The following is a 25,892-nucleotide window of genomic DNA, read 5'->3' on the forward strand; positions in this document are numbered from 1 at the left end:
ATATGATGAAGAAGGGAATACTTATTTTATTGGTTAGTTTATTAGTGGGATGTGCACCTGCTAAAGAAGAACAAGTAGTATTAACGTTTAAAGATATTGATTTTGTTGAGTATGGGAGTACTTTTGAAACTAAGGACTGTATTGAAAAAACAAATGGTGAGATTGAAGAGTATCCACGGTTGGATACTACTCTTGTAGGAAAACAGAAATTATCTTTTGTTGTTGTGAAAGGTGATCAAAAAGAAACTTTTGAAAAGGAAATAGAAGTGAAAGATACACAATTACCAATCATTGAACTAAAAAAACAAAAAGATGAAATAGAATATAATGGTCAATATGATGCTTTGAGTTATCTTCAATCAGTGAAAGATCCTGTTGATGGTGATTTAAAGTACAAGAAAGAATCTGAAGTTCAATCTAGTGATAAGATGTATTATACATATCATAGTGATGTGAATGTAAAAAAAGCTGGAACATATACCATTCAATATCGTGCTGTTGATAAAAATGGTAATGAAACTCAAGTTAATTTAAAATTAAGTGTTAAAGCAGAAGAAAAGAAGAATGAAGTCAAAGCATCAACTTCACAAAAAGAAAAGACACCACCAGTTCAAAAGACAGAACCCATTCAAGAGAATGTTGAATCTAAACCACCCAAAGAACCTCAACAAGCAGATTATTCATATGTTTTAACAAGCACCATAGCTCAAACAAAAAGTGCTCAAAAGACAAATAAAATTGTTACTGTTACATCTTCATCTTTAAGTTCAAGAAAAGCAGTTGTGCAATATTTTGTGAAAAGTGGGAATCAATGGGTTGAAAAAATGAAGGTTAATGGACAATTAGGTAAAGCAGGTATGGGGCAGGGAAGTGAAAATTCTACGAGAACACCTATTGGAACATATCATTTTACACATGCATATGGTCTAAAAAATAATCCAGGTAGTTTAATGTCATATACAAAAATTAATGAGCATCATTATTGGTGTGGGCAACAGTATTATAATCAGTTTGTTGATGATACGATTATGGATCATAGCCAATGTTCTTTATCAAATGATGAACATTTAATGGATTATCCAGGCAGTTATAATTATTTTGCATCATTTAACTACAATTCTTCCAATGTCCCAGGTGTTGGATCAGCTTATTTCCTTCATTGTTCTAAAGGAAGTTATACAATGGGATGCGTAGCTATTCCAGAAGCAAAGATGGTTTATCTTTTACAAAATATTGATACATCAACAATAATGATTATTGATCAAGTTCAAAAAGTGACTAATCATTAAAATATATCTCTATAGAATGATTTTCTGTAGAGATATTTTATTATTGTGTTAGAAAATGATTTGTTGTTTTAAATAAATATAATAAATAAAATTTTAGTTTTTTAAAACTTTTTATTTCTAAAAATGGTTAATAGGGTGAGGAGGGGAAACATGAAGGAAAAATATTATATTAAGCGCATCCAAAAAGGTGATCACCGTGCTCTTGATGAATTCATAGAAATTCTTTATCCTCAGGTTTATGCTTTTATTGATCGTAAAGTTAAAGGTGAAGATATTGCAAAGGATTTAACGCAGGATGTTTTTATACGTTTTATTCGTGCTTTACCTACATATCAAAGTGAAGGAAGGGTTTTAAATTATTTGTATAAAATATCAAGTCATGTTTGTTATAGCTATTATAAGCGTTTTAGAGGTCATCTATTATTAGAGGATGAATTGGTTGAAGATAAGCATATTGATGTTCATGAAACAATTATGAAACAGTTTGAAGAAGATGCTTTAAAAAAAGCAATTTATCAATTAAAGCCCGTTCAACAAGATGTTATTATTTTGAAATATATTGAACAATATACTTTTAAAGAAATTGCCTCTATCTATAATTTGAGTGTTTCAACAATTAAATCAAGACATTATCAGGCACTTATAAAACTAAAAAAAATACTAGAAGGAGATGATGAAAATGAATATTGATTTAGAAGCATTACATGAAACTCAAGAAGCATGTCATCAAGAATTAGATAAAGTTATAGAAAAATATAATATCAATCATTTTCAATTGTTATATCAGTATATAATCAAAGAGTTTAAAATCCAATTTATTTTTGCCTTTATAGGAATGATTATAGTTTGTACTTTATCATATTTAATGAAAGAATTATCTTTAATGTGTGTAATAGTCTATTTTTTGTTTTTGGGATGTATGGCTACGATAGAACATATTAAAAACGACCTCTACCATATGAAAGAATTAATTGCAGTTTCTTATATACAAGAGGGAAGAAGTTTTTTATATCGAAGTATTATCATGGGAGGATTTCAACTATTAATGTTTATATGTATGTGCAGTATCTTGCCTCTTGATAAAGTATTGTTTATGAAAACGATTCTATATGCATTGCTGCCAGTTTATATTTCGCAAATCATTTGTATGTATTTTATAAAATATATTACTAATGTTTTTGTAGTTTTGGTTGGGTATATGAGTTTTTATCTTATGATTCTTATTGGTTTTGAATATTATCAAATTACAAATTTTATGAGTATATCATCTTGTTTAATATGGATTGCACTGATATTGATTGTCTATGTTGTGAATACAACATTTATTTATAAGAAAAAAATAGAAGGAGATATTGTATGGAATTAGTCTTAGAAAATATGAATAAAAAATATAAAGAATGTTATGCTGTTAAAAATGTTAATGTTACTTTAAGACCAGGGATACATGCTCTTTTGGGAGCAAATGGAAGTGGAAAAACGACTTTAATGAGATTGATCTGTGGACTGTTGAAAGGACAGGGTTCAGTCCATTTTGATGATATTGATATGAATAGCGAATATGAGACTTTTGCATCACATCTTGGCTATATGCCTCAACATTTTGGATATTATCCTCATTATACAGTAAAAGAGTTTTTAGAATATATGGCAATTGTTAAGAATCTTAATAGTGATTATAGTCAAAAACGAATCCAATTATTGAGTGAGAAACTTGGATTAAGTGATAAGTTAAATCAAAAAATGAAAACTTTATCAGGAGGAATGTTGAGAAGAGTAGGAATTATTCAATCTTTACTCAATGAACCGGATATTTTGATTTTAGATGAACCAACAGCAGGATTGGATCCTAAGGAGCGAATTATTTTTAGAAATTTAATTGCCTCATTATCTACATCAACAATTGTTTTATTATCAACACATATTGTGAGTGATATTGAATCAATTGCAGATGATATTTTAATTATGAAAGAAGGGGAGATTATTATGCATGGTGCTTATGATGAATTATTAAAGATTATTGATGGTAAAGTTTGGGAAGTGAATGTTCCCCATCAAGATGCAGCATTGTTTATGTCAAAATATCGTGTTGTGAGAAGTCATCATGTGGCAAATCAGGTCAATATGCGCATTGTGAGTGACCATCAACCTCATCCTGATGCTTTAAGTGTTTCTCCTGATTTAGATGATTTATATCTTTATTATTTTGCGGAGGAAATGCCTTATGAAACGTCTCATAAAAAGTGAACTAGTAAAGTTGTTGAAAAGTAGGACACATCTCATCTTGATTATCTTATTAACATTATCAACAGTTATTCTTACGTATTTATCATTTAAAGACTATGGTCGACTATATGATGATTTAAAATACTATGAAAATTTTTCTGGTGATAAAATCGACTCAATAAGTGCTGCGAAGATTGTTGATGAAACATTGCATCAATATGCTGGAAAATGGTCAGAGAATACATATCAACAGATAAAAAAAGATTATTTACAGCTTGTTTCAAAGTATCCTCGTCAAATCATTAATGATGAGGCTATGAAAAAAGTATATGGTGATAATTATAAACCAATTATGGATAAATCATTAGCAGGCGAATTAACAGAAGATGAGTTTGAGCATTACATGTCAACAGTAGATGCGTCTAGAGGATATAGTTTGTATGGTGATGAAGAGGGACATTGTCATATTCAACTTTATTATAATGAAGATGGGATTTATCATTTATTATCTTTGATTTATACATCACCTTATTTTGTAGAAGAAAATGATGCAAGCCAAACGTTTGATACTGTTTGGGAAGAAAATGATTATATTTTCAAACATGGAGAACAGTTAGTAAAAGATAATTATTCTTATGAAAACTCCAATTCACAGCAACTTATTCTACAAGATTATTTGATATCACAAGTTCATAAATTACCTCAAACATTTGATAGTGTTGTTCCTAATAACTTATTTTTAAAAGCGTTAAGAAATATTTTATGGGCACCATTATTTGTTGTCATTATTCTATTGGCTAATGTCTTTGGCATTGAAAAACAGTATAAGATGGATGAGATTATTTATCCTACAAGTTCTTCTAAACATCAAATAACAATTGCGAAACTCATTACAGGAACTTGTTTAGGTATAGGAATTGTATGGCTACAACTCCTTGTATGTTTTCTTGTTTCATCTTTCATTCTACCTATTCATACATGGAATATCGTCATCATAAATATGGCTTCTTCTTTTTTTATAGATTGGGGTCAGATGTATATTCCTTATACTTACTTAACTGTCGTAGTATTCTGTTTTCTATTGACAACAGTAGGAAGTTTTGCTATTTCATTAATAACTTTGGGAATTTCATATTTAACGAAGAGCCGTTTTATTGTTGTGATTGTGATGACTGTTTTTATAGTATTAAGTTGGTTTATCAAGAGAATGACATTTATACCTACATTATTGAAAACGTTTATGCCATTTAATATGTTATCTTTCTTAGATTATTTTTATGGTTATACTGCTGAGCAAGGATATCCATATTTCATTTTTCATAATAGTGTTATTCCCTATCGTACAATTGTGATTGTTGGGTGGAGTCTGATAGGTATACTCATTGTTTGGATGCTGATTAGACAAGCACGTAAACCAGCTATTGATTAGTAAGGAGTGATTGTATGAAAAGATTAATAATAAGTGAATCAAAAAAATTATGGAAAGGACGAAAAATTTGGATAAGTGTTGTTGGTATTGTATTGTTAAGCGTTTATATGTGCTTTCAGGTCTACTATTCTCATGATGAACTCCAACCAATTTTATATAGTCTCAAAAATGAGCAGGGAAAGATTATAGACGTTATGGATTTGATTAGAGATAGAGATCAGATAATACATCAATATGCAGGTATATGGAACCAAGAAAAAGAAAATCTCATCATTAAAGATTTAAAGGAAAGATTAGCTCAGTACCCAAGAAATCAATTAGATAATCAAGCAATGGAAAATGAATATGGGCCAAATTATATGATGTATTTAAAAAAAGAAGAAACAGTTGGTTTAAATGAAGCAGATATTGAACAAATAACGAATGAAATAGGAAAGGTTCCCAATTATCTAGGGGAAGGTGAAAATATCCTATTAAGGAGAATTTATACTAATGATTCCTATCGACAATATTTATCTTATATTTATACAGGTAATTTTATGTTTCATGAAAATTTTGATGAAAATATTTTTGATGAATGGAATACCTATCTTATTTCTCCGACAGTAGAAAAAGTAAAAGAAGAAAATTGGGAGTATGAAAGTGTAAGTCAAAATCTAAACTTATCAATAACTCAACGAAATATTTATCAGGATTATTTGATGGATCAAATTAAGCAGTTACCTAAACAATATGATAGTGGACTTCCTAATCAATATATGCTTGCTGCATTATCAGAGGTTTTGTTGTTACCTTTATTTGTTGTAATTATTTTATTAGCGAATATATTTTCTATTGAAAAAGAGCAAAAAACTGATCAAATCATCTATCCAACAAGTGCTTCTCAACGTAAAATAACAATTGCAAAACTTTTATCAGGATATTTCTTTGCGATTGGTCTTATGTTATTGCCTATACTTATTGTTTACATGTTTTCAACCATTGTTTTTCCAATTCATTGTTGGGATTTATTGGTGACATTGTTAGATTTTAAAAGTATTGATTTACTGATTCCAACAACTTATCTAACATTATTAATAAATGCTATTCTACTGAGTCTTATTTCAACTATTGCAATTGCAACATTAACTATGTTCTTATCTTACTTTATGAAGAATCGATTTGTTGTGATTGTTATGATGTTTGTATTTATGTTAGTAGGAATGGTGACATCTGTCATATATATACAAGCGGACTGGTTTCATATTTTTAGTTTTTCACATCCTTTTTGTATGGTTCTCTATCAGTCTTATTTTTCACAAACAAGTATGTTATGGGGAATGCCCATTGATTTTGGTGTTCCATATCTTTTTAATGAAACAATGGTTATACCAGTCCGTTGGATTGTTATGGGAGGATGGGTTATTTTATCATTGTTTCTTTCTTCATGGATATATATAAATTCAAGAAAAATATTATTATTAAAATTTTCACAAACTTGATAAGAAAACTCCCAATGGATTAAGTTTGTTTTTGCTAAAAATGTTTTTATTTATCATGTTGTTTTTGTGGCGTTGCCAAGTAGGATTTGATATAATTAAAACAAGAGGTGAACAATATGGATTATAATACAAATTATGAAAGATGGCTTAATCATCCTGCTGTAGATGATGCCATGAAAGTTGAACTTGCAAGTATGGGAGAAAAGGAAAAAGAAGATGCCTTCTATACGAATGTAGAATTTGGAACTGCTGGAATGAGAGGAATTTTAGGTCCAGGAACAAATCGTATGAATATCTATACAATTCGAAAAGCAAATGTTGGATTTGCCAAATATGTTTTGGGACTAGAAAATGGTAAAGAAAGAGGAATTGCCATTGGCTATGACAACCGTCATATGTCTTATCGTTTCGCAATAGAAAGTGCTAAAGTTTTAGCAACTTATGGAATCAAATCTTATATTTTTGAAAGTTTAAGACCAACTCCAGAATTATCTTTTGCTGTAAGATATTTAAAATGTGCTGGTGGAATTATGATTACGGCTTCACATAACCCTAAAGAATATAATGGCTATAAGGTTTATGATGATACAGGATGTCAATTGATTCCTGAATGGGGAGATATTGTTGTTAAGTATGTTAATGAAGTTGAGGATGAATTAGATGTAAAAGTTTGCAGCAATGAAGAAGCTTATCCATATATGACATGGATTGGTGAAGAAGTTGATGAAGCTTACTATAAAGAAGTTATGGGAATTGAAATTAATCCTGGTATGGATAAGAGCGGTTTTAAAATTGTCTTTTCACCACAACATGGAACAAGTAATATTCCTGTAAGAGAATGTCTAGGACGTTTGGGATATGATGTAGTACCAGTATTAGCTCAATGTGCACCAGATCCTGATTATACAAATACAAAATCACCTAATCCTGAAGTTGATATGGCATATGAACTTGCGATTATTAAAGCAAAAGAAGTCAATGCTGATGTTGTTGTCATTTGTGATCCTGATGGAGATAGATTAGGAGTTGTTGCTAAACATGATGGTAAATATGTTTTAATGAGTGGTAATCAGTCTGCTGCTGTTTATTTGGAATATATTTTAAGTCAGATGAAGGAAAAAGGAACTTTGCCTGATAATGCTGTTATGTATAATACAATCGTTACTTCTGATTTGGGTGAATTAGTTGCAAGAAGTTATGGTGTTGATGTAGAAAAAACATTAACAGGATTTAAGTTTATTGGTGATAAGATTAGAAAATATGAAAAGACAGGTGAAAAACAATTTGTCTTTGGTTATGAAGAATCTTATGGTTGTGTGATTAAGGATTTTGTTAGAGATAAAGATGCTGTTCAAGCTGTTTTAACAGCTGCAGAAGCAGGTAATTACTATAAGAAACAAGGTAAGGATTTAGTAGATGTTTTAAATGAACTTTATGCAAAACATGGAACATTTAAAGAAACACAAATTGCTTTATCTAAAGCTGGAGCTGCTGGAGCTGCAAGAATCAAAGAAATTATGGATAATTTAAGAAAAGATGCACCTACTGAAATTGGTGGTGTGAAAGTTGTAGCTTCTGAAGATTATCAAACAAGTTTAAGAAATGAAAATGGTGTAGAAATAACTATTGATTTACCTAAATCAAATGTCTTGAAATATTATTTAGAAGATGGTTCATGGATTGCTGCAAGACCTAGTGGAACTGAACCAAAGTGTAAATTCTATTTCTCAATTAAGGGAACAAATGCTGAAGATGCAGCAAATAAAACAGAAGTATTCCATAAAGCAATGATGGACATTATTGGTGAGTAAAGCAGAGGCGTTGAGTTTATTCAACGCTTTTCTTATATATGTAAATAGGAGGAATAAATAATGATACATTTTGAAAGAGAAGTTACTGATCCACAATTAATTAATGAAATGTTGAAGATATTTCATCATGTCAATATTGGAATAAATGGAGAAGATGGATTTCCATATGTTGTGCCATTAAATTATGGTTATGAAATCAAAGATAATAAACTTTTTGTTTATACTCATTTTATGAAACGGGGTTATAAATTGGATTTGCTTCGTAAAGATCCTAGAGTTTGTTTAGAATTTAGTGCATTTCATGACTTCCCTAATTGTCAGTATAAAAGACATTATCATGATTATCGCAGTGTGATTGCTAAAGGGATTATGAAAATTATTGATGGGAATGAAGATTATGAAACATTTTTAAAAGGGTATAATCTATTGTATACTTGCAATAATAGAACTATCAAACCATTAGAGGAAAGACAAAGTATTCCACCAATGTACATTGGGGTCATTGAATGTCATATGCATGATGTGACCGCCAAGTCTGAGTTTCCTTTGAGAACTGTGGAGGATGTTCCTTTTTTAGATGTTTATTCAATGGAAAAAGATGATGAACCATTTGATATTTCTGATATACTTGAAAACAAGAAAAAATGATTGAAAAGTTGGTTAATCCAACTTTTTTCTTTTTACACTTCGATTACACATTGCATTGTTAAGATATGTTTGAAGGAAGTGAGAGATATGTATAAAATATTGATTATAGAAGATGAATATCATATTAGAAATATTATTAAAGAATATTTTTCTTTGAATCATTTAGAAGTTATTGAGGCATGTAATGGTTATGAAGCATTAAATCTTATGAATGAGTCAATAGATCTCATTTTATTAGATATTATGATGCCAGGTATTGATGGATATGAGGTTTGTAAGTTGTTACGTGAAAAAACAAAGAAGCCATTGCTTTTTATCAGTGCCTTATCAGAAGATGAAAATCAACTCAAAGCTTATCAGTTAGGGGCTGATGATTATATCACCAAACCTTTTAAGCCTTCTATTCTTTATGCAAAGTGTATGGCAATGATAAAAAGGGACCAAAAGATAGAACAGGAAATCATTACATTGGGACATATTCAATTAGATAAAACAAATCACTTGCTTATTGTTGATAATCAATCGATAGAATTATCTCATAAAGAATATGAATTACTTGTTTATCTTTGTGAACATCCTCAGCAATTATTGAATCGTGATCAAATATTGAATAAAATATGGGGTTATGATTATTATGGAGATGGTAGAGCAGTTGATACTTATATTAAAAAACTGAGAAAGAAATTAGGAATATATGCATGTTATATTCAAACAGTTATTAAAACAGGATATATGTTAAAGGTGGTGAGTGATGATGAAATTATTCAAACCAACACTAGGTAAGAAAATATTTTTATTACTTTTGGTTAGTTTTTGTTTTGTGAATATCCTTAATGTTTTTTTGGATTTTGATAGAGAGAAAAGTCATGCTTATGAAAATTTAGAAAATTCTTATATGCAGGTTTTGGCTAATCAGTTACAAGTGGATTATTCTGATCATTATAATCAATTGGATACATCTTTTTTTAAGACAGTTAATCGTACTTTAAATCAAAAAAATCAAATGGATTATCCAAATGTACTTGTTCTTGATCAAGATTTTCAAATGGTTTATAACCAACATGAACAAATCGTTCCTTATCTCTGCTTATCTAAATCATCCAAACAAGATGAAAAAACATATTATCAGTTTACATGTACTTTTCAATTATCTGCATTAGATCAAGTGGCGAGAAAAGAGTTAGAAGAAACATTACAAAAAAAATTTACTGGTGATACATTTGAAGTTCAAATTGCTTCACAAAAGTATGACCAAATAAAAAATGAATCTACATCTATGGTTAATAATGATCTTTCGTATTTAGCTATTGATGACTATGTCTTTTTTGATCAAAGAAAAGATGATGAGAGTATTGAGAAATTGAACTTTGCTAGTTATGAAAGTTCTCAAATTTATATGGGCACAGATAAAATTCATCCAAGGAATAATGAGATTGGCTATCATGAATTGAATTATCAGGAAATAAGAGATAATGTTCTCAAAAGTTTAAAAGAATCTCTACCGACAATGACGACTGAATCCTTTTCTTTACAAAATTTATTTGAAGAAGATGGAACATTATATAATGTAGTATGTTTACCTTTAATAAAAAAAGATGCTCAAATAAATGAGGATAATGAATATGATGTTCATAATATAGGCGGTTATCTTGTTTACTATAATTATGATTATCATGCTATGGATAGAATAATGGATAATGTTATTTTGTTTAAAATTCCAACTTATGGTGTTTCATTTGTATTTATTATCGTTTTATGTTTATTATTATCTTACATGTTCACAAAACGTATAAAAAAAATTAGTAAAAGCACTTTAGCTATTGCAAATAATCAATTTGATATCCATCTTGATGAAAAGTCAAAAGATGAGTTGGGTTTATTATCACACAATATTAATAACATGAGCCAACAATTATCACAAACAATGAAACAACTTCATAATGAAATAGAGCATGTTAAAAAACTTGAATCTGTAAGGAAGGAGTTTATAGCTAATTTTACACATGAAATAAAAACACCATTAGGGATTATTAATGGATATATTGAATTGATTGAAGTTGTTGAGGATGAAAAGAAAAAGAAGGAATATTTAAACGCGATTGAAGAGGAAGTCAAACGTATTGATGAACTTGTGAAAGCAATGCTTAATTTATCAAGATTAGAGTCGGGGCATGTTGAATTAAATATTCAAAGTATTGATTTAGAGGACTTGTTATCTTCTGTTATTGATTCATTTGCACCTTTATTAGAAAAGAAAAATATTCATATAAGAATAGGAGGAGAATTTGAAAATATTCAAGCAGATATTTTTGAATTACAGATGGTTTTAATGAATTTTATTAGTAATGCCATTAAACATACAAATCAAAATGGTTATATTTATATAACTTATCAGCATCCTGTTCTTAATATTGAAAATGAAGGAGAGCATTTAACAAAGGAACAAAAAGAGACTATTTGGGATACGTATGTTTCAAGTGATCGTGAAGGGACTGGACTAGGGCTTGCTATATGTAAGACAATTTTAGACCTGCATGAATTTGGGTATAATGTTATGAATACAGATAAGGGTGTACAATTTCAAATCAATTTCAACACTTCTCGTTGAGAAGTGTTTTAAAATAAGTTATTTTATGATTCTTGACAAAAACCGATATTTATCTTGCAACAATAGCTATCCTCCACTATAATTAAATATCATGGAGGTGTTTTGTGATGAATAAAATTTTAGGAATTATTTTGCCATATTTGATGGTTGCATTTATAGGTGTTATGCAATTTGTAACACTGCCTCAAAAACTTGTGTTAGAAGCACTTGTCATAGGTATTATTATTAGTTTATGGTTTTTATGTTTACAAAAATCAGAAGGAACAGTTATGATGAAGTTAGGAATGATATTAAATCTTGTTATTTTTGTGGTAGCGTTAATTCTTGGCATTTCAAATCTTCATTTAGATATTCTCACAGATTTTACACCAATCCTTGCCCTTTTATCAGGTTGTGAATGTGTTGGATTATATATTGTTTCTCATAATAAAACAGCATTAACTATGACATATAAATATTCATATAGAAATAGAAGAAGGAGATACTTTTAAAATATTTAAAGGTATTTTTTTATTTGGGTTTTCAATAGAAAGATGAACTTGAGACAAATTTGAGACAAACGACAACTGTTTCTATGATACAATAATCATGTTGCTGGAACTCCGCAATAAAGGAGGTGATAGCCATGTTAATTGAAGTGATTATATCCTTACTCACAACTATTATAACATCTGTAATTGCAGGCGTGCTGGTCTATTACATATGTAAGTGGCTTGATAGAAAATGAGGATAAATCCAGTAATAAGCACAAAAAAACCAGAAGCGGCAACTTCTGGTTTTTCCTTTGCCATGTTATCCATGACTATATCCTTGTCACTAGTATCATACTACAATACTAGCGATATTTCAAGTATAACATTTATTGTTTGTTTTATTCATTACATGAGAAGAAAATTGAGACAAAGTTGAGATAAATCACAACTGTTTCTATGATACAATAATCATGTTGCTGGAACTCCACAACAAAGGAGGTGACAGTCATGTTAATTGAAATGATGGTGTCTATACTCATAACTATCACAACATCTGTAATTGCAGGCGTATTGATCTATTACATATGTAAGTGGCTTGATAGAAAATGAGGATAAATCCAGTAATAAGCACAGAAAAACCAGAAGTAGCCGCTTCTGGTTTTTCCTTTGTCATGTTATCCATGATAGTGTCAATACACTAGTATAATACTACAATACCAGTGATATTTCAAGTATAACATTTATTGCTTGTTTTATTCATTGTTATATAATGAGAATTCTACACCCTTTGAAATATGTAAATAGTAAACGATGGCTTTGACATCTTGTTTATACATGTCTTTAAGAACTTTTTGATAATAATTTAACTGAACTTTATGTTTTTCAATTAATGCCTGTTCACTATTTTTTTGAGAAATACGATCTGTTTTATAATCAAGAACATAAAGTTGATTTTGATAGACAAAGACTAAGTCAAAAATACCATGTATGACTTGATCAAGCTCTTTATCATAATAAGAAAATGACTTTTCTTTATAGATGTATGATGCATTTTGAATCATTTGGTAATAATCACTTTCAATAAAACCTTGTAGTTGTTTTTGATAGCTAAGGAGAACTTCTTTGCCTTCTTCACTACATAATTTTTCATCATATAATTGTTCAATTAATTCCTTAACATGATCTTCTTGAAATGATAAATGACTTAACAAAAGATGGACAAGCGTTCCTTTGTCTGTAGCAGTCATTAACGATGTATCTTCATCATGTGATAATGAAAGATAATGATCATCAGCAATGGCTTGAAGTTGAGTCACCGACATTGTTTTGTTTTTTTCTAAATCATATGGATATTGGAAATCACGATAGTGTTCTTGTAAACCTCCATTGATTGTTAGACTTTCTTTTTGACGTTTAGGAATCAACTGTTCAATACTATGATCGTCAGTCAAAGATAAACAAAACATTGCGTGTTCAGTTGAATCAAAAGTCATTTGTTTTTCAAAATGATATCTTTGTAATAATTGTGCTCTTGGTTTCAGTTGTTCAATTTGTAGACATTGTTCAATAATATGAGGATGACGCAAGATTGCTGAAAGAGTCCAAGACAAATAATTATTTGTTTTACGTAAACGATCATACAATAAGATAGTCCCGGCATTTTCACGATGATAAATATCAGGGCTTTCATTAACCAAGAGTTTTTCTTGTAATGCAGCAATCTCATCAATACTTTTGAGAACCCCTGTGAGAATTAACTTATGAGAAGCACGTGTTAAAGCAACATAGAAAATACGCATTTCTTCATTAATAGATTCATCTAACTGACGTCGAGCAATCATATTTCGATAACAGTTTTCATACTCAACAATCATCTGATTGATTGTCTCAGTATCTTTTTTGACGCGTGGTTTTAATGCAATACCGAGACGTTTATCAATCATCATACGTTCTTTACTATCTTGGGTATTGAATTGTTTATGCATGTTACAAACAAAAACAATTGGGAATTCTAAACCTTTTGATTTATGAATGGTCATGAATTCAACAACATTATCACTACCAGAAGAAGATTGAGCAGGCGCAAAATCTGATGAATTCTTTAAAGTTTCAATTAAATCAGGAAGATAAGGACTTTGTTCTTGGGTTTGAAGAACAATTTCTAAAAATAAATCAAGATTTGCTTTTCGCTGTGCACCATTAATCAGTTTTGTGACAAAAAGAGGGTAATCAGTTAAACGATAAATCTCTTTTAAAACATCATAAGGTGTATGCGTATAACTATATAATCTGAGTTGCTCGAATATTTCTAAGAAAGCTATAATCTGTTGATGAGAAGAAGTCTTCAAACATTCATAAAGGGATATATCTTTTTGATCAATTCTGATTTGAGCAATTGTTTCCATGTCAATATGACTGATTGTATAGGGCTGTCTTAAAATACTCAACAAGGCAATATCATCATAAGGATGTGCCAACCCTTGTAAAAACGTCATCATATTTTCTATTTCATTAGAATTCATAAGACCTTGTGATAAAACAATATGATTAGGAATTTGATACAAATCAAAAACTTTCTTAAATGTTAAAAAAGAAACTGTTGAACGCATCAAAACAACCATATCCTTAAAATCAACAGGTTTATCCTTAATCTTCATATCTTGCTTTAATTTTAATATCTTTTGAGCAACCATGTGTGCTTCATATTGTTCTTTATCCAAAGCAGAAGCAGGATTATAAATGTCAATCAATACTTCAGTCGCAAGATGTTTTTCAGTAAAAAAACGAGCTCTCGCACTTTCTTTTTGGTTGTTTTCTTTACCGACATAATCATAATTCAGTCGCGCACTATCATCTAAATAATACTCTAAACCACCAATATCTTTATCCATAATTTGATTAAAGATATAATTAATAGAATCTAAAACAATCTTAGAAGAACGATAATTAAAAACCAAATCAATTCTTCTTGTCTGTGTTTGATTGCATTCTTCATCAGATAATGAGAAAGTATCATATTTATCAGAAAAGATTTGTGGATCAGCTTGTCTAAAACGATAAATGGATTGCTTCATATCTCCTACCATAAACAAAGGAATATGTGGTTTTTGATACTGGGATATCTTTAATAACAAAGATTCTTGAATTTGATTTGTATCCTGATATTCATCAACCATAATTTCCTTTAAACGGTGATACAAGACGTCAACAATTCCATATTGAGGTTCTAATAACTGATGTGCATATCTTTCTAAATCAGAGAAATCTAACTGATTTAATTGTCTCTTCCTTGCCTGATAAGCCTCTTGAAATTGATTTAATAAATTCCCTTGACTTATCAATATATCAATCGCCTGATAACTTATTTGTAATTTTTTGACAAAATCATTTGGATCCTCTTCTAAATATGTTTTTACAGATTTATTATAGGAAGAAAGAATATCGGCTTTCATTTTGGTAAATGTTTTTTTGACATCAGGATCAATTTCTTTCCAGTTCATATTGTAAGCTTTTGAAACAGGAGAAGATGCCATAGAAACAAGCGTATCATATGTGATAGGTTGTGAAAAAACTTTGATTCTTTCATCTAAATAATCATAATATGTTTCAAAAGGAATTGGTAATGCCTGATTTTTTTCAGTTTGTTCATCAGGTCTTTCATAGAAATCTATGAGATCATGATTTTCAGCATAATATTTGAGTTCAATTAATTTATTTAATGCCAACACACTTTCGTTATAAAAGATTTGTTTGAGATAGGAAAAGAGTGGCCAATCTTCTAAAGAGGAAGAAAGCGTATCATAGTTTTCTTGCTTCATATGTTCTACAAAGCCATAAAAGTCATCGATGGAATGCGAAAGTTCATCAATCGATAACAACAATGAAGAAAATCCATCAAGTGAATAACCAGGGAAATATAATGATAAAAACTCTTTGATTTGATCATCACGAATCCAATTTTCTAAACATTCCTGAAGGACTTCTTTTTTTATCATAGATGGATCGCTGTTGATTTCAAAGCCTGGCATAACACCAACAAGATAACCATATTTCATTAATAACAGATTACAAAATCCATGAAAGTTTGTCATATATGCATGAGGAAGATAAAGAATTTGCTTTTCTAGATGTTCTTTTAATGTCGCATCAATATCCGTTTTCACAATTTCATGAAGTTCCTCAGATAATCTTTGTTTCATTTCATTACCAGCAGCCTGAGTAAAAGTTAAAACAAGAAAATCAAAAATTTCATAACCTTCTTTTAAAAGTTCTACAATACGACTGACTAAAATCTTTGTTTTTCCACTACCAGCAGGAGCACTGACAAGAATAGAAGCATTTCTTTGCTGGATAGCTTTTAATTGTCCTTCATTAAACGGCATCTTCTTCTCCTCCTAATATTGCATCAATATCTAAAAATTCAACCATTTCATAATCATTATAAAACACATCAAATCCACAAATACTGTGGTATTGACAATAACGGCATGGATTGACACTCGCATGCGTCGCACTTTGGTCACTGCCTTTAGGTGTAATAGAAATGCACCCTTCTAACATTTTGAGATAAAGCGTATAAATATGTTTTTCAATTTCTGCTAATAAGCACTCTAATTGTTGTGGGGTCAAAATTTGCCCTTTGTATTCATTTCTAGACTTAACATAAGTCACATTAATGATATCTGATTTCTTGTCAAATGTTGGGTCCATAGCAGAAATAACAGTATGACTTTCATCATCAACAACATAGCCACCAAAACGATATTGTTTATAAAATTCATTTTCATCAATCGGTTCACTCATATTTTGATTGAGCGAAAGAATACGCTTTTTGGTATTAAAATACAAAACAGCACCAGGATCTTTTTGATATAATTCAGTGACCATTTTTAAATATAATAACATTTGAATATTAAATCCTTGCATTGCAAGATTAATATCTATATCTTTAGCACTTGATTTATAATCGATAATAGAAACATAATTCTGATATTCATCAATACGATCAACAAAACCTTTAAAATGCATTCCTTGAATATCATGCTGGACTTTCTTTTCTTTATCATGAACTTGAAATTGTGAAACCTTTAATTGTCTTTTTAAGACAGTTAAAGTGATTTCTAAATCTTTCTTTAATTGTTCAATAAAATATTGATTGATATAAGAATTAGAAATTTTGGTTTGTAAGTTTTTATCTTGCAAGATATATTGATTCACAACTGTCTCTATATCCATTTGTTGATCAATATTGATAGAAAGGACATAGTGAACAAGACTTCCTAATTCATTGGGTAATAATTGCTGGTCTTTCATAGGATATATACCTAAACCATACTGAATGAAATATTGAAAAGGACATTTATTGTAGGTTTCAATTTGACTGACAGAAAGAGTTGGACTATAAAGTTTCTTAACACTATCATGTGATAACTGGATAGGTTGATTATGTGAATGTATATAGTCTTGAATATTTTTGTTAAGTAATTCTTTATCAGTGACAAGTCCGCCCATGAGATAATAATCATCTAGCGGTAAATAGTGCAGTTCATCAAGTGGCTGTAATGTGAGTAGTGTTGATAATTCTTTATAAAGTGATGATTCTAGTAATGTTTCTCCTGAAAGTGTTTGTTTAGAATATGAAAAAGTCATACTTATAGCGGGTTGCAGTAAGGCTTTTAAAATATCATTATGATGAGCACCAAGTTGTTCAGTTGTATTCAAAAGTGTTGTGATTTGAAGCTTTCGTAATGATTCAATATCTTCATCTAATAATAAACCTGTATCTTTGATAAGGGCAGGGAAAATTGTTTCATTGAGACCTAAGAAAAAAATATGTTGAGGTTTTGCAGTTTTCGCTTTATCAATTGGACATATACTGATTTGATCTCGTGTATGAGAACTTTCCTGATGATTGTTGATATAAGTTGCGATAAAAAAGTCTTTAAATTCCTGTGACGTTATATTATCTTGGTATGCATAAAGGCCTTCTAAATAATCATAGTAATCTTTGTCTAGTTCTTCTTGATGGAGCTGATGGGCAATCTGACTGATTGAAGAATCCTGCAAATGATCAAGAGCTGATAAAATTGTTTGATAACTTTTATCATATAAGCATGGTGTTGTTATTGGTAAAAGATGGGGAATTTGTAGTGTTGTCAAAGTATCAATCAGCAAATGAACATAAGAGGAATTGGGATAAACAATCATAAAATCACAATAATGTAATCCTTCATCAACAATTTTTTGTTGGATTGTATAGATAACTCTTTTGACTTCCTGGTGGGGAGTTGGGGCAACGAATGTGAAATAATGATTATCTATTGAAGGAACTGAATGTGATTGTGTAAAAAGATGTTTTGATAGATGAGTTGCCTGATCAATTGTCAAAGCATCCTTACATAATTCATGGAAAGGGAGATTCATGAGACGAGAATCAGGAAGATGAGTATAAAGCAGTGTGACATCACAATTTACAGCAAGATGGTGGATAATCATCTGTTTTGTAGCTTCTATGTGGTGATCAGCTTCTATATAGATATGTTGATAGGGTGAATAAAAATCTTGTTGATTAAGAAGACTCTCAGATGTGATATGAGTGAAATCACCACAATGGTTTTTGAGTGCCTGATATAAGTGCATAAAATCTTTAAGTTTAGGATTTTGAATGTTTTCTTTAGAATAAATTGTATGATTAAGATCGTAAGCTTTCATTAAAGGGATAAACTTATCAATTAATGGATAAGGCTGATTATCAGAAAAGCAATGAAATTGATGAGTCTTTAAAATATCACGAAGATAATAGACCCACTCAGTATGAGTGAGGACATGATGTTTTGTAAGATGATTTTCAATGATTAATTGCTGAATGAATTTTGACCATGACATAATCTCAATATTGACAAGACAATGAGTATGTTCAAAAAATAATTGTTCAACAACATAAGGATCTTCAGCTACAAATTGATATGTTTCAAAAGGATGCTTCATGGCTTCCATGTAACATTCCTTAACCATTTCTTTTAATTTATAAGAATAATTTAAACCATTAATAATACGCATACAATTCACCTCTTGTCTATTATACATGAAAATAGAGAGAAAGAAAAAGGAAGTTTATAAGATTGGGTACAAAGAAAAAACAAAAGCTTTCCAATTTATTTATTAATAAAAAGGATAAACAAAATAAATGTAAAACATTGCAAGAATGAGAAAATAAAAAATTTTTATGTAATCCCCACTTTATATGATGTAAAAAGGTGTTTTTAAGTTCGATTTCTGAATGCATCGTTAAAAATATTGATATATTTATCTATAATTTTATTGATATATTTTAAGACATAGAGTATACTAATATTGAAAGAGGTGATAATATGGATATCTTAGGTGCTTTAAAAAATACTGTTTCTATTTCTTTATTTAATAAAGGACAAGCGAGTAAGATTTTTGATAGTGTAAGAAAAACAGGAATAAAAATAGTTATGAAAAACAATAAACCTGAATGTGTGCTTATGTCTCCTGAAGATTATGTCAAGATGATTGATCAGTTAAATGATGCTAAACTCTTAATGCTTGCTAATGAGAGAATGGCAAAAGTTAATCCAGAAAAAATGATGACTCAAAAGGAATTTGATGAGAAATATGGAATAATGGAATCTGATCTTCAAGGATTTGATGAGGTAGAATTTGAATGATAAAGTGGGATGTTGTATATCTAGAGGAGGCTGAGGAGGATTTTAAAAAACTAGATGGTAGTCAAAAAAAATTAGTTCGTAAGGCATTAGAGAAAATTGCCTCAAACCCTTTAAGTATTAATGAAGGTGGATATGGCAAACCATTAGGAAATAAAAATAATAATGATTTATCTGGTTTTTTAAAAGTAAAATTAAAATCAGCAGGAATAAGAATAGTATATAAGGTTGTAAAAACTGAAAACTCTATGACAGTAATAGTAATAGGTGCAAGAGAAGATAATGAAGTATATGATATTGCTAAAAAAAGAGCTGATAAATTAAAGTTATAACTTGAAGGTGGAAATATTTTTACTTAAGGGTATGAACTTAAGAAATATTCTTATTATTCTGTTATGAATCTGTATCCAATAAAAAAGAGCATAAAAGCCCCCGTTCAATTATTCTGTTTTTTGAAAACTATTGAATTATTGTTGATAATATTGTACTGTTGTTTTGAACAGCAGGGAATCATCTGATTCTCTTTACAACAGCTAGATTAGTGATTGGTTGTCACAAATCTGGCTTTTCTTTTTGCGACTGGAGAGATTCGTGAAATACTGTGCATCAACTGTTATTTCTTTTTTTTGAATATATGTATATTGATTTTTTACAACTCTCACATCCATTAGAGAAAAGGATAGAAAAAAACATGAACTTAAGAAATATTTTTAAGTTCATGCCATTGTAATAAATAAAAGTCTTGGGTTCATTATAATTTTTCACATTCTTCTAGCCATGCTTGAACATTGGCATCACTAGGCATTCTTAAATCTCCTCTTGGACTTAATGCGACACTTCCTACCTTTGGTCCATCAGGGATACAAGAGCGTTTGAATTGTTGTGTAAAGAAACGGCGGTAGAATAATGTCAACCATTTCTTGATTGTTGCCTGATCATATTTGTCTTGATATGCTAAATGAGCTATACGATAAAGTTTACGTGGTTCATAGTGGAATCTCACATGATGATATAAGAAGAAATCATGAAGTTCGTATGGACCAACAATATCTTCTGTCTTTTGGACAATTTCATTATCTTTTGCAGGCAATAATTCAGGTGAAACAGGAGTATCTAATATATCTTGTAAAACAGCTTCAAGTGGCTGACCTTTATAAAGTGAGGAAACATAGTCTACTAAATATCTGACTAATGTTTTAGGAACGGAAACATTGACAGCATACATGCTCATATGATCACCGTTATAAGTTGACCATCCTAAAGCAACTTCTGATAAATCTCCAGTCCCAATGACAATCCCACCTTCTTGATTCGCAATATCCATAAGCACTTGTGTTCTTTCTCTAGCTTGAGAATTTTCATAAGTGACATCATGAATATTTTCATCATGGTGAATATCATGGAAGTGCTGTTTAACAGCATCACTAATATCAACAGTTAATGACGTCACTTTTAATTCTTCCATCATTTTTAAGGCGTTATTTTTCGTTCTTGATGTTGTTCCAAAACAAGGCATTGTTACAGCTATAATATCTTTAGAAGGATATCCTAATTTTTGATAAGCCATGCTGGCAACAAGTAAAGCAAGCGTTGAATCTAAGCCTCCTGATATACCAATCACAACTTTTTGAATATGAGCAGCTTTTAATCTTTGAATCAATCCATGCATCTGAATATCAAAGACTTCTTTACAACGCATAGCACGTTGATTGCTGTCGCTAGGAACAAATGGATAAGGATCATAATAACGTTCTAATTCTAAATCTTCTGTATCTATTTCAAAAGGAATGTAAAGATAATCATCATTTTTTGTAGCATATGTGGTCATTTCTATTCTTTCACTAACAAGTTTATCTAAATCTAAATCAGAATAAATCAATCCTTCTTCATATTGAATGGCTTCTTCTAGAAGACTACCATTTTCAGCAATAATATGATGATTACTAAATACAACATCAGTTGTAGATTCACCTAAACCAGCATTACAATATGCATAGCCGCAAATGAGTTTCGCACTATGAGAAGAAACAAGGAGACGACGATAATCTGATTTTGATGTTAAATCATTACTTGCAGAAGGATTTAAAATTAAAGTGGCTCCATTTAAACAATGTTTGCTGCTAGGGGGAATAGGTGCCCATAAATCTTCACAAATTTCAACTGCTATTTTTAAATGCTGTTGATGAAAAGCTTCAAAAATAATATCAGTTCCAAATGGATAATATTCACCATTGATCATAATTTCAGTGGTTTTTTGTGGAGCACTCGCAAAGTGACGCCCTTCATAAAATTCATGATATGTAGGAATATAAGTTTTAGGAACAACTCCTAAAATTTGCCCTTCACATATAACAATAGCACAATTATAAAGTTTATTCATATGAACTAAAGGTGCCCCTATGACTAATAATAAATCTAATTCATATGTTGCATCTAAAATATAATCAATTTGTTTATTGATTTCATTTAAAACTCTTTTTTGAAAAAATAAATCTTCAATTGTATATCCTGTTAAACACAATTCAGGAAACAACAAAACCTTGACATGTTCTTGAACTGCTTTTTGAGCATATTCTACAATATGCTTTGCATTTTCTTTAACTTGTCCTAGCTGTATATCAAAACTAGCACAACCAACTCTTACAAATCCATCTTTCATATGATTACCTCCAATTGTTAATTATTATAACATATTCTCATTATAAACAAAAATGAAGATTATTATAAATCATGTTGACAAATAGATATAGCTGTGTTACTGTATTAGTGTATTAATACAGTAAGGAGTGGTTGTATGAATAATTTCAATGCTAATGCTCCCATATATCTTCAGGTTGTTGAAGATATAAAAATTAAAATTATGAATGGAACATTACGACCAGGAGATAAAATCTCTTCAGTTAGAGAATTAGCTTTAGAATTAGAGGTCAATCCTAATACAATTCAAAGAGCATTCTCAGAACTAGAACGTGAAGGTTTTATTCGTACTGAAAGAGCAGTTGGTAGATTTGTTGCTGATAATCTGCAACTTATCAATGAATGTAAGCAAAAACAAATTAGGGATAATGTACATGTGTTTATTGAACAAATGCAGATACTCGGTGTGAGTAAAGAAGACATTGTCAAGTATCTTAATGAGGAGGAAGAATATGGAAATGTTACTTCAGATACAGAATGTAAGTAAATTTTATGGTAGTAAAAAGGTTTTAAGTGATGTCAATCTTAATTTAAAAAGTGGGAAGATTATTGGATTATTAGGACCTAATGGAAGTGGTAAAACGACATTGATTAAAATATTGAATGGTCTATTAAAAGAATATGAGGGGAATATTACTATTGATGGAAAAGAAATAGGTGTTCATTCAAAAGAAATTATTTCTTATCTTCCTGATGAACCATATTTTGAAAATTGGATGACAACAACAGATGCACTCAATCTTTTTAAAGATATGTATAAAGACTTCGATTATGAAAAAGCAACTTCATTAATGAGTCGTATGAATTTAGAAAAAGGGGTTAAGATTAAGGAATTATCTAAAGGAATGAAAGAAAAATTCCAGTTAGCTCTTGTTATGTCAAGAAAAGCAAAGTTATATATTTTAGATGAACCTATTGGTGGTGTTGATCCGGCAGCAAGAGATTTTATTTTAGATGTTATTTTAAATAATTATGAACAAGATGCAACAATTTTGCTTTCAACACATCTTATTTCAGATATTGAAAAAATATTTGATGAAGTGATTTTCTTAAAAAATGGTTCTATTGTTTTACACGAGGATAGTGAAGAGTTAAGAATGCAGAGACAACTATCAATTGATGAGATATTTAGGGAGGAATTTAAATGTTAAAATTAATGAAATATGAGTTTATACACTCAATGAGAACTTTTTTCATAGCATTTGCAATCTTTTTATTAGGATGTCTTGTCTTTCCATTCTTTGCAAAGTTTCAAATATTTGTAAATATTCCAGTTATATCACTAGTTTTTGGACTTGGATTTTCAGTTTTAATATTAGGGATTACAATTGCTTTATTTGTTAGTGTTTTTATGAATTATACTCGTTCAATGTTTGGAAGACCAGCATATTTAACAATGACTTTACCGGTCACAACAATGCAACTTATTTTATCTAAGGTGATTATGAGTATTGTCTGGCTGATTATTGGAACAATTATTTTAACAGGTGGAATTTTTCTTATGGGGATAACGATTGCTATCTTAGATAATTCATTAAACTTAATGGAATTATGGGGAGAATCTGGAGAATTAATTGTTAGGTTCATGAAATATATATTGACTGATCCTATTGCCTTAATTCGTTCATTGATAATGATTCTTTCGATGTTAGTGTTTGTTGTTTCAACAATTTATTTCTCTTTAACAATTACGCATACAAAATGGTTAAGAAAACATCGTATTATATTTGGAATTGGATTTTATTTTCTATTAAATATGCTGATTGAATATGTTATGGGATTTATCTTTGGAAATAATGCTATAGATGTAGCATCTATTGGTGTATCAGTTTTCTATTTGGTTATTGATGTATTATTAGTGTTTGGAACTGTTTATGTTATAGATCATCATATTGAAATTGAATAAAAAAAGAGGTCATTACTCAGATGACCTCTTTTTGCATAATGTAGTAATAAAGTGCATAGAAGAAAATAACAATGATTCCTACTGTATAAGATGTTGATGGAGAAAAGGCATTAGGTAAAGAAGCCTCTATGAAAAACAAAGCAGCAATAATAATAACAGCAAGCATACCTATCCATGTTTGTTTCTCTCGTTTTAAAAAGATGGGAGCAATATAAAGTCCTATTGTTGCTAGAAAAGTAGGGATTAAAGACATGATAGGAGTTGAGTTGAAAAGAAATATGAGAACGATAGCGGTATAAAAGATCGCAGGTAAAAAACCTAAAACATACATCAATGATTTCATGACTTTCATAATGATTCCTCCTTTATTTTATTATAGAAAAAGAATGTGTAATTTAAGTGAAAAAAACGATATTTTGAAAAATATCGTTTAAAGTAAATGAATTTGATTTTCAGCACATAACTTCATTGTTTCTTCATCCCATAATGAAGCCTGAACTTCGCCAATATGTGCTTTTCTTAAAAAGAACATACAAAGACGACTTTGACCAATACCGCCACCAATACTGAGTGGTAAGATATGATTCATAATGTTCTGATGATAAGGTAACTCCAAACGCTCATTTGCATTGGCTTTGGCTAATTGTTCTTTAAGTGCAATGTCATCTACACGGATTCCCATACTAGAAATTTCTAAAGCATCATCTAATTGGGTATTATAAACAAGAATATCTGCATTTAAAGTCCAATCATCATAATCAGGAGCACGATCATCATGTTTATGTCCAGATTTTAAAAGATCCCCAATTTGTAAAATACATACAGCTTTTTGTTGCTGAGTAATAGCTTTTTCTCTTTCTTTTGGTGAAAGATCAGGGAACTTGTCTTCTAGTTCCTGAGAAGTAATGAAATAAATTTCATCTGGTAAGATAGATTCCCCTAATTGCGGATAATGTCTAATCATTAAAAATTCTACATCTAATAAAGCATTATAAATTTTAGCAACAATGGCTTTTAAATAATCCATTGTTCGATCTTCTTTTGATATGACCATTTCCCAATCCCATTGATCAACATACATAGAATGAATATTGTCTAATTCTTCATCTTTTCTAATGGCATTCATGTCAGTATAGAGACCAGTATGACGCTCAAAGCCATAACGATGTAAAGCATCTCTTTTCCATTTGGCTAAAGAATGAATAATTTCTATTTCATCATCATGATTTAATTCAAATGAAGTAAATGAAACAGGTTTTTCAATACCACTAAGGTTATCATTCAAACCTGTATTTTTTAAGAGAAACAAAGGTGCAGATACACGTGTAAGACGTAATTGTTCAGCGAGTCTTCTTTCAAATGTATCTTTAATCATTTTAATAGCAACTTCAGTTTCAATTAAATTTAAATGGGGTTTATAATTTTTTGGTATAATAATTTTACTCATTTTCACACATCCCTTTTGTTTAGAATGGAATTATTATAGTATATTGTAGATAATTAGTCAAAAAAATATGCACAATTAGGGATATTTTCTGTGGTTTTATAGAAATATGATTTTCTTTTATGATCATTTCTCATATAATAAAGGTATATCATGTATATTTAGATAAAATGTAAAAAAAGATGATGATATGAA

The 25,892-nt window shown here is 29.8% G+C and carries 22 protein-coding genes; 16 read left to right on the plus strand and 6 right to left on the minus strand.

The window, feature by feature from the left end; genetic code table 11:
* Positions 1–2: 2 nt before the first annotated feature.
* The 11 genes from BN1865_RS13200 (at position 3) to BN1865_RS13250 (ending at position 11,980) form a co-directional block, all read left to right on the plus strand.
* Positions 3–1,289: a L,D-transpeptidase family protein gene (locus BN1865_RS13200; protein WP_050637736.1), complete on the plus strand. Its 1,287-nt coding sequence runs from the start codon at positions 3–5 to the stop codon at positions 1,287–1,289.
* Positions 1,290–1,439: 150 nt separating this feature from the next.
* Positions 1,440–1,979 (plus strand): RNA polymerase sigma factor, encoded by a 540-nt coding sequence (locus BN1865_RS13205; protein WP_050637737.1) that lies wholly within the window; start codon positions 1,440–1,442, stop codon positions 1,977–1,979.
* On the plus strand, positions 1,969–2,655 hold the full coding sequence (locus tag BN1865_RS13210) for a hypothetical protein (protein ID WP_050637738.1): 687 nt from the start codon (positions 1,969–1,971) through the stop codon (positions 2,653–2,655). Before BN1865_RS13205 ends, BN1865_RS13210 begins: the two co-directional genes overlap by 11 nt.
* Positions 2,646–3,533 carry an ATP-binding cassette domain-containing protein gene (locus BN1865_RS13215; protein ID WP_050637739.1) on the plus strand — a complete coding sequence of 296 codons (888 nt, stop codon included), beginning with the start codon at positions 2,646–2,648 and terminating at the stop codon, positions 3,531–3,533. The genes BN1865_RS13210 and BN1865_RS13215 overlap by 10 nt, the downstream gene beginning before the upstream one ends.
* Positions 3,511–4,941, plus strand: coding sequence for an ABC transporter permease (locus BN1865_RS13220; RefSeq protein WP_050637740.1), 1,431 nt, complete (start codon positions 3,511–3,513; stop codon positions 4,939–4,941). Before BN1865_RS13215 ends, BN1865_RS13220 begins: the two co-directional genes overlap by 23 nt.
* Positions 4,942–4,955: 14 nt before the next feature.
* A complete protein-coding gene (locus BN1865_RS13225) occupies positions 4,956–6,422 on the plus strand; it encodes an ABC transporter permease (RefSeq protein WP_050637741.1) in 1,467 nt (488 codons plus the stop codon).
* A gap of 116 nt (positions 6,423–6,538) precedes the next feature.
* Entirely contained in the window at positions 6,539–8,233 is a 1,695-nt protein-coding gene (locus BN1865_RS13230; protein WP_050637742.1) for a phospho-sugar mutase, read from the plus strand.
* Between the two features lie 60 nt (positions 8,234–8,293).
* On the plus strand, positions 8,294–8,881 hold the full coding sequence (locus BN1865_RS13235) for a pyridoxamine 5'-phosphate oxidase family protein (RefSeq protein ID WP_232780399.1): 588 nt from the start codon (positions 8,294–8,296) through the stop codon (positions 8,879–8,881).
* Between the two features lie 87 nt (positions 8,882–8,968).
* Positions 8,969–9,664 (plus strand): response regulator transcription factor, encoded by a 696-nt coding sequence (locus tag BN1865_RS13240; protein WP_050637743.1) that lies wholly within the window; start codon positions 8,969–8,971, stop codon positions 9,662–9,664.
* Positions 9,633–11,489, plus strand: a complete 1,857-nt coding sequence (locus BN1865_RS13245) for a HAMP domain-containing sensor histidine kinase (protein WP_050637744.1) — start codon at positions 9,633–9,635, stop codon at positions 11,487–11,489. Before BN1865_RS13240 ends, BN1865_RS13245 begins: the two co-directional genes overlap by 32 nt.
* A gap of 107 nt (positions 11,490–11,596) precedes the next feature.
* Positions 11,597–11,980 (plus strand): hypothetical protein, encoded by a 384-nt coding sequence (locus BN1865_RS13250; protein ID WP_050637745.1) that lies wholly within the window; start codon positions 11,597–11,599, stop codon positions 11,978–11,980.
* Positions 11,981–12,151: 171 nt separating this feature from the next.
* On the opposite strand, the gene BN1865_RS18450 is transcribed toward BN1865_RS13250, so the two are convergent.
* The 3 genes from BN1865_RS18450 to BN1865_RS13260 all read right to left on the minus strand — a co-directional run bounded on the left by BN1865_RS18450 (position 12,152) and on the right by BN1865_RS13260 (position 19,021).
* Positions 12,152–12,289: a hypothetical protein gene (locus BN1865_RS18450; protein WP_157844132.1), complete on the minus strand. Its 138-nt coding sequence runs from the start codon at positions 12,287–12,289 to the stop codon at positions 12,152–12,154.
* A 425-nt stretch (positions 12,290–12,714) separates the two neighbouring features.
* Positions 12,715–16,344, minus strand: a complete 3,630-nt coding sequence (locus tag BN1865_RS13255) for a UvrD-helicase domain-containing protein (RefSeq protein ID WP_050637746.1) — start codon at positions 16,342–16,344, stop codon at positions 12,715–12,717.
* Positions 16,334–19,021: a PD-(D/E)XK nuclease family protein gene (locus BN1865_RS13260; protein WP_050637747.1), complete on the minus strand. Its 2,688-nt coding sequence runs from the start codon at positions 19,019–19,021 to the stop codon at positions 16,334–16,336. The genes BN1865_RS13255 and BN1865_RS13260 overlap by 11 nt, the downstream gene beginning before the upstream one ends.
* Before the next feature lie 311 nt (positions 19,022–19,332).
* Here BN1865_RS13260 and BN1865_RS13265 point away from each other — a divergent pair, with 311 nt between their 5' ends.
* Both BN1865_RS13265 and BN1865_RS13270 read left to right on the plus strand, forming a co-directional pair.
* Positions 19,333–19,653, plus strand: a complete 321-nt coding sequence (locus BN1865_RS13265) for a type II toxin-antitoxin system Phd/YefM family antitoxin (RefSeq protein ID WP_050637748.1) — start codon at positions 19,333–19,335, stop codon at positions 19,651–19,653.
* Positions 19,650–19,982 (plus strand): type II toxin-antitoxin system RelE family toxin, encoded by a 333-nt coding sequence (locus BN1865_RS13270; protein ID WP_050637749.1) that lies wholly within the window; start codon positions 19,650–19,652, stop codon positions 19,980–19,982. The genes BN1865_RS13265 and BN1865_RS13270 overlap by 4 nt, the downstream gene beginning before the upstream one ends.
* Before the next feature lie 419 nt (positions 19,983–20,401).
* On the opposite strand, the gene BN1865_RS13275 is transcribed toward BN1865_RS13270, so the two are convergent.
* Entirely contained in the window at positions 20,402–22,309 is a 1,908-nt protein-coding gene (locus BN1865_RS13275) for an NAD(+) synthase (RefSeq protein WP_050637750.1), read from the minus strand.
* 135 nt (positions 22,310–22,444) lie between these two features.
* Between BN1865_RS13275 and BN1865_RS13280 the strand changes: the two genes are divergently transcribed.
* From BN1865_RS13280 to BN1865_RS13290, 3 genes are read left to right on the plus strand one after another with little or no spacing between them, the layout of a single operon-like run.
* Positions 22,445–22,834 (plus strand): GntR family transcriptional regulator, encoded by a 390-nt coding sequence (locus tag BN1865_RS13280; RefSeq protein WP_050637751.1) that lies wholly within the window; start codon positions 22,445–22,447, stop codon positions 22,832–22,834.
* Positions 22,800–23,498: an ABC transporter ATP-binding protein gene (locus BN1865_RS13285; RefSeq protein WP_050637752.1), complete on the plus strand. Its 699-nt coding sequence runs from the start codon at positions 22,800–22,802 to the stop codon at positions 23,496–23,498. The genes BN1865_RS13280 and BN1865_RS13285 overlap by 35 nt, the downstream gene beginning before the upstream one ends.
* Positions 23,492–24,253, plus strand: a complete 762-nt coding sequence (locus BN1865_RS13290; RefSeq protein ID WP_050637753.1) for a hypothetical protein — start codon at positions 23,492–23,494, stop codon at positions 24,251–24,253. The genes BN1865_RS13285 and BN1865_RS13290 overlap by 7 nt, the downstream gene beginning before the upstream one ends.
* 16 nt (positions 24,254–24,269) lie before the next feature.
* Here the strand turns inward: BN1865_RS13290 and BN1865_RS13295 are convergent, their stop codons facing one another.
* Together BN1865_RS13295 and asnA are read right to left on the minus strand one after the other, a co-directional pair.
* Positions 24,270–24,605: a hypothetical protein gene (locus BN1865_RS13295; protein ID WP_050637754.1), complete on the minus strand. Its 336-nt coding sequence runs from the start codon at positions 24,603–24,605 to the stop codon at positions 24,270–24,272.
* Between the two features lie 78 nt (positions 24,606–24,683).
* A complete protein-coding gene (gene asnA / locus BN1865_RS13300; RefSeq protein WP_050637755.1) occupies positions 24,684–25,700 on the minus strand; it encodes an aspartate--ammonia ligase in 1,017 nt (338 codons plus the stop codon).
* Between the last annotated feature and the right edge of the window lie 192 nt (positions 25,701–25,892).

This window comes from Candidatus Stoquefichus sp. SB1 (assembly GCF_001244545.1).
Classification (GTDB): Bacteria; Bacillota_I; Bacilli_A; order Erysipelotrichales; family Coprobacillaceae; genus Stoquefichus.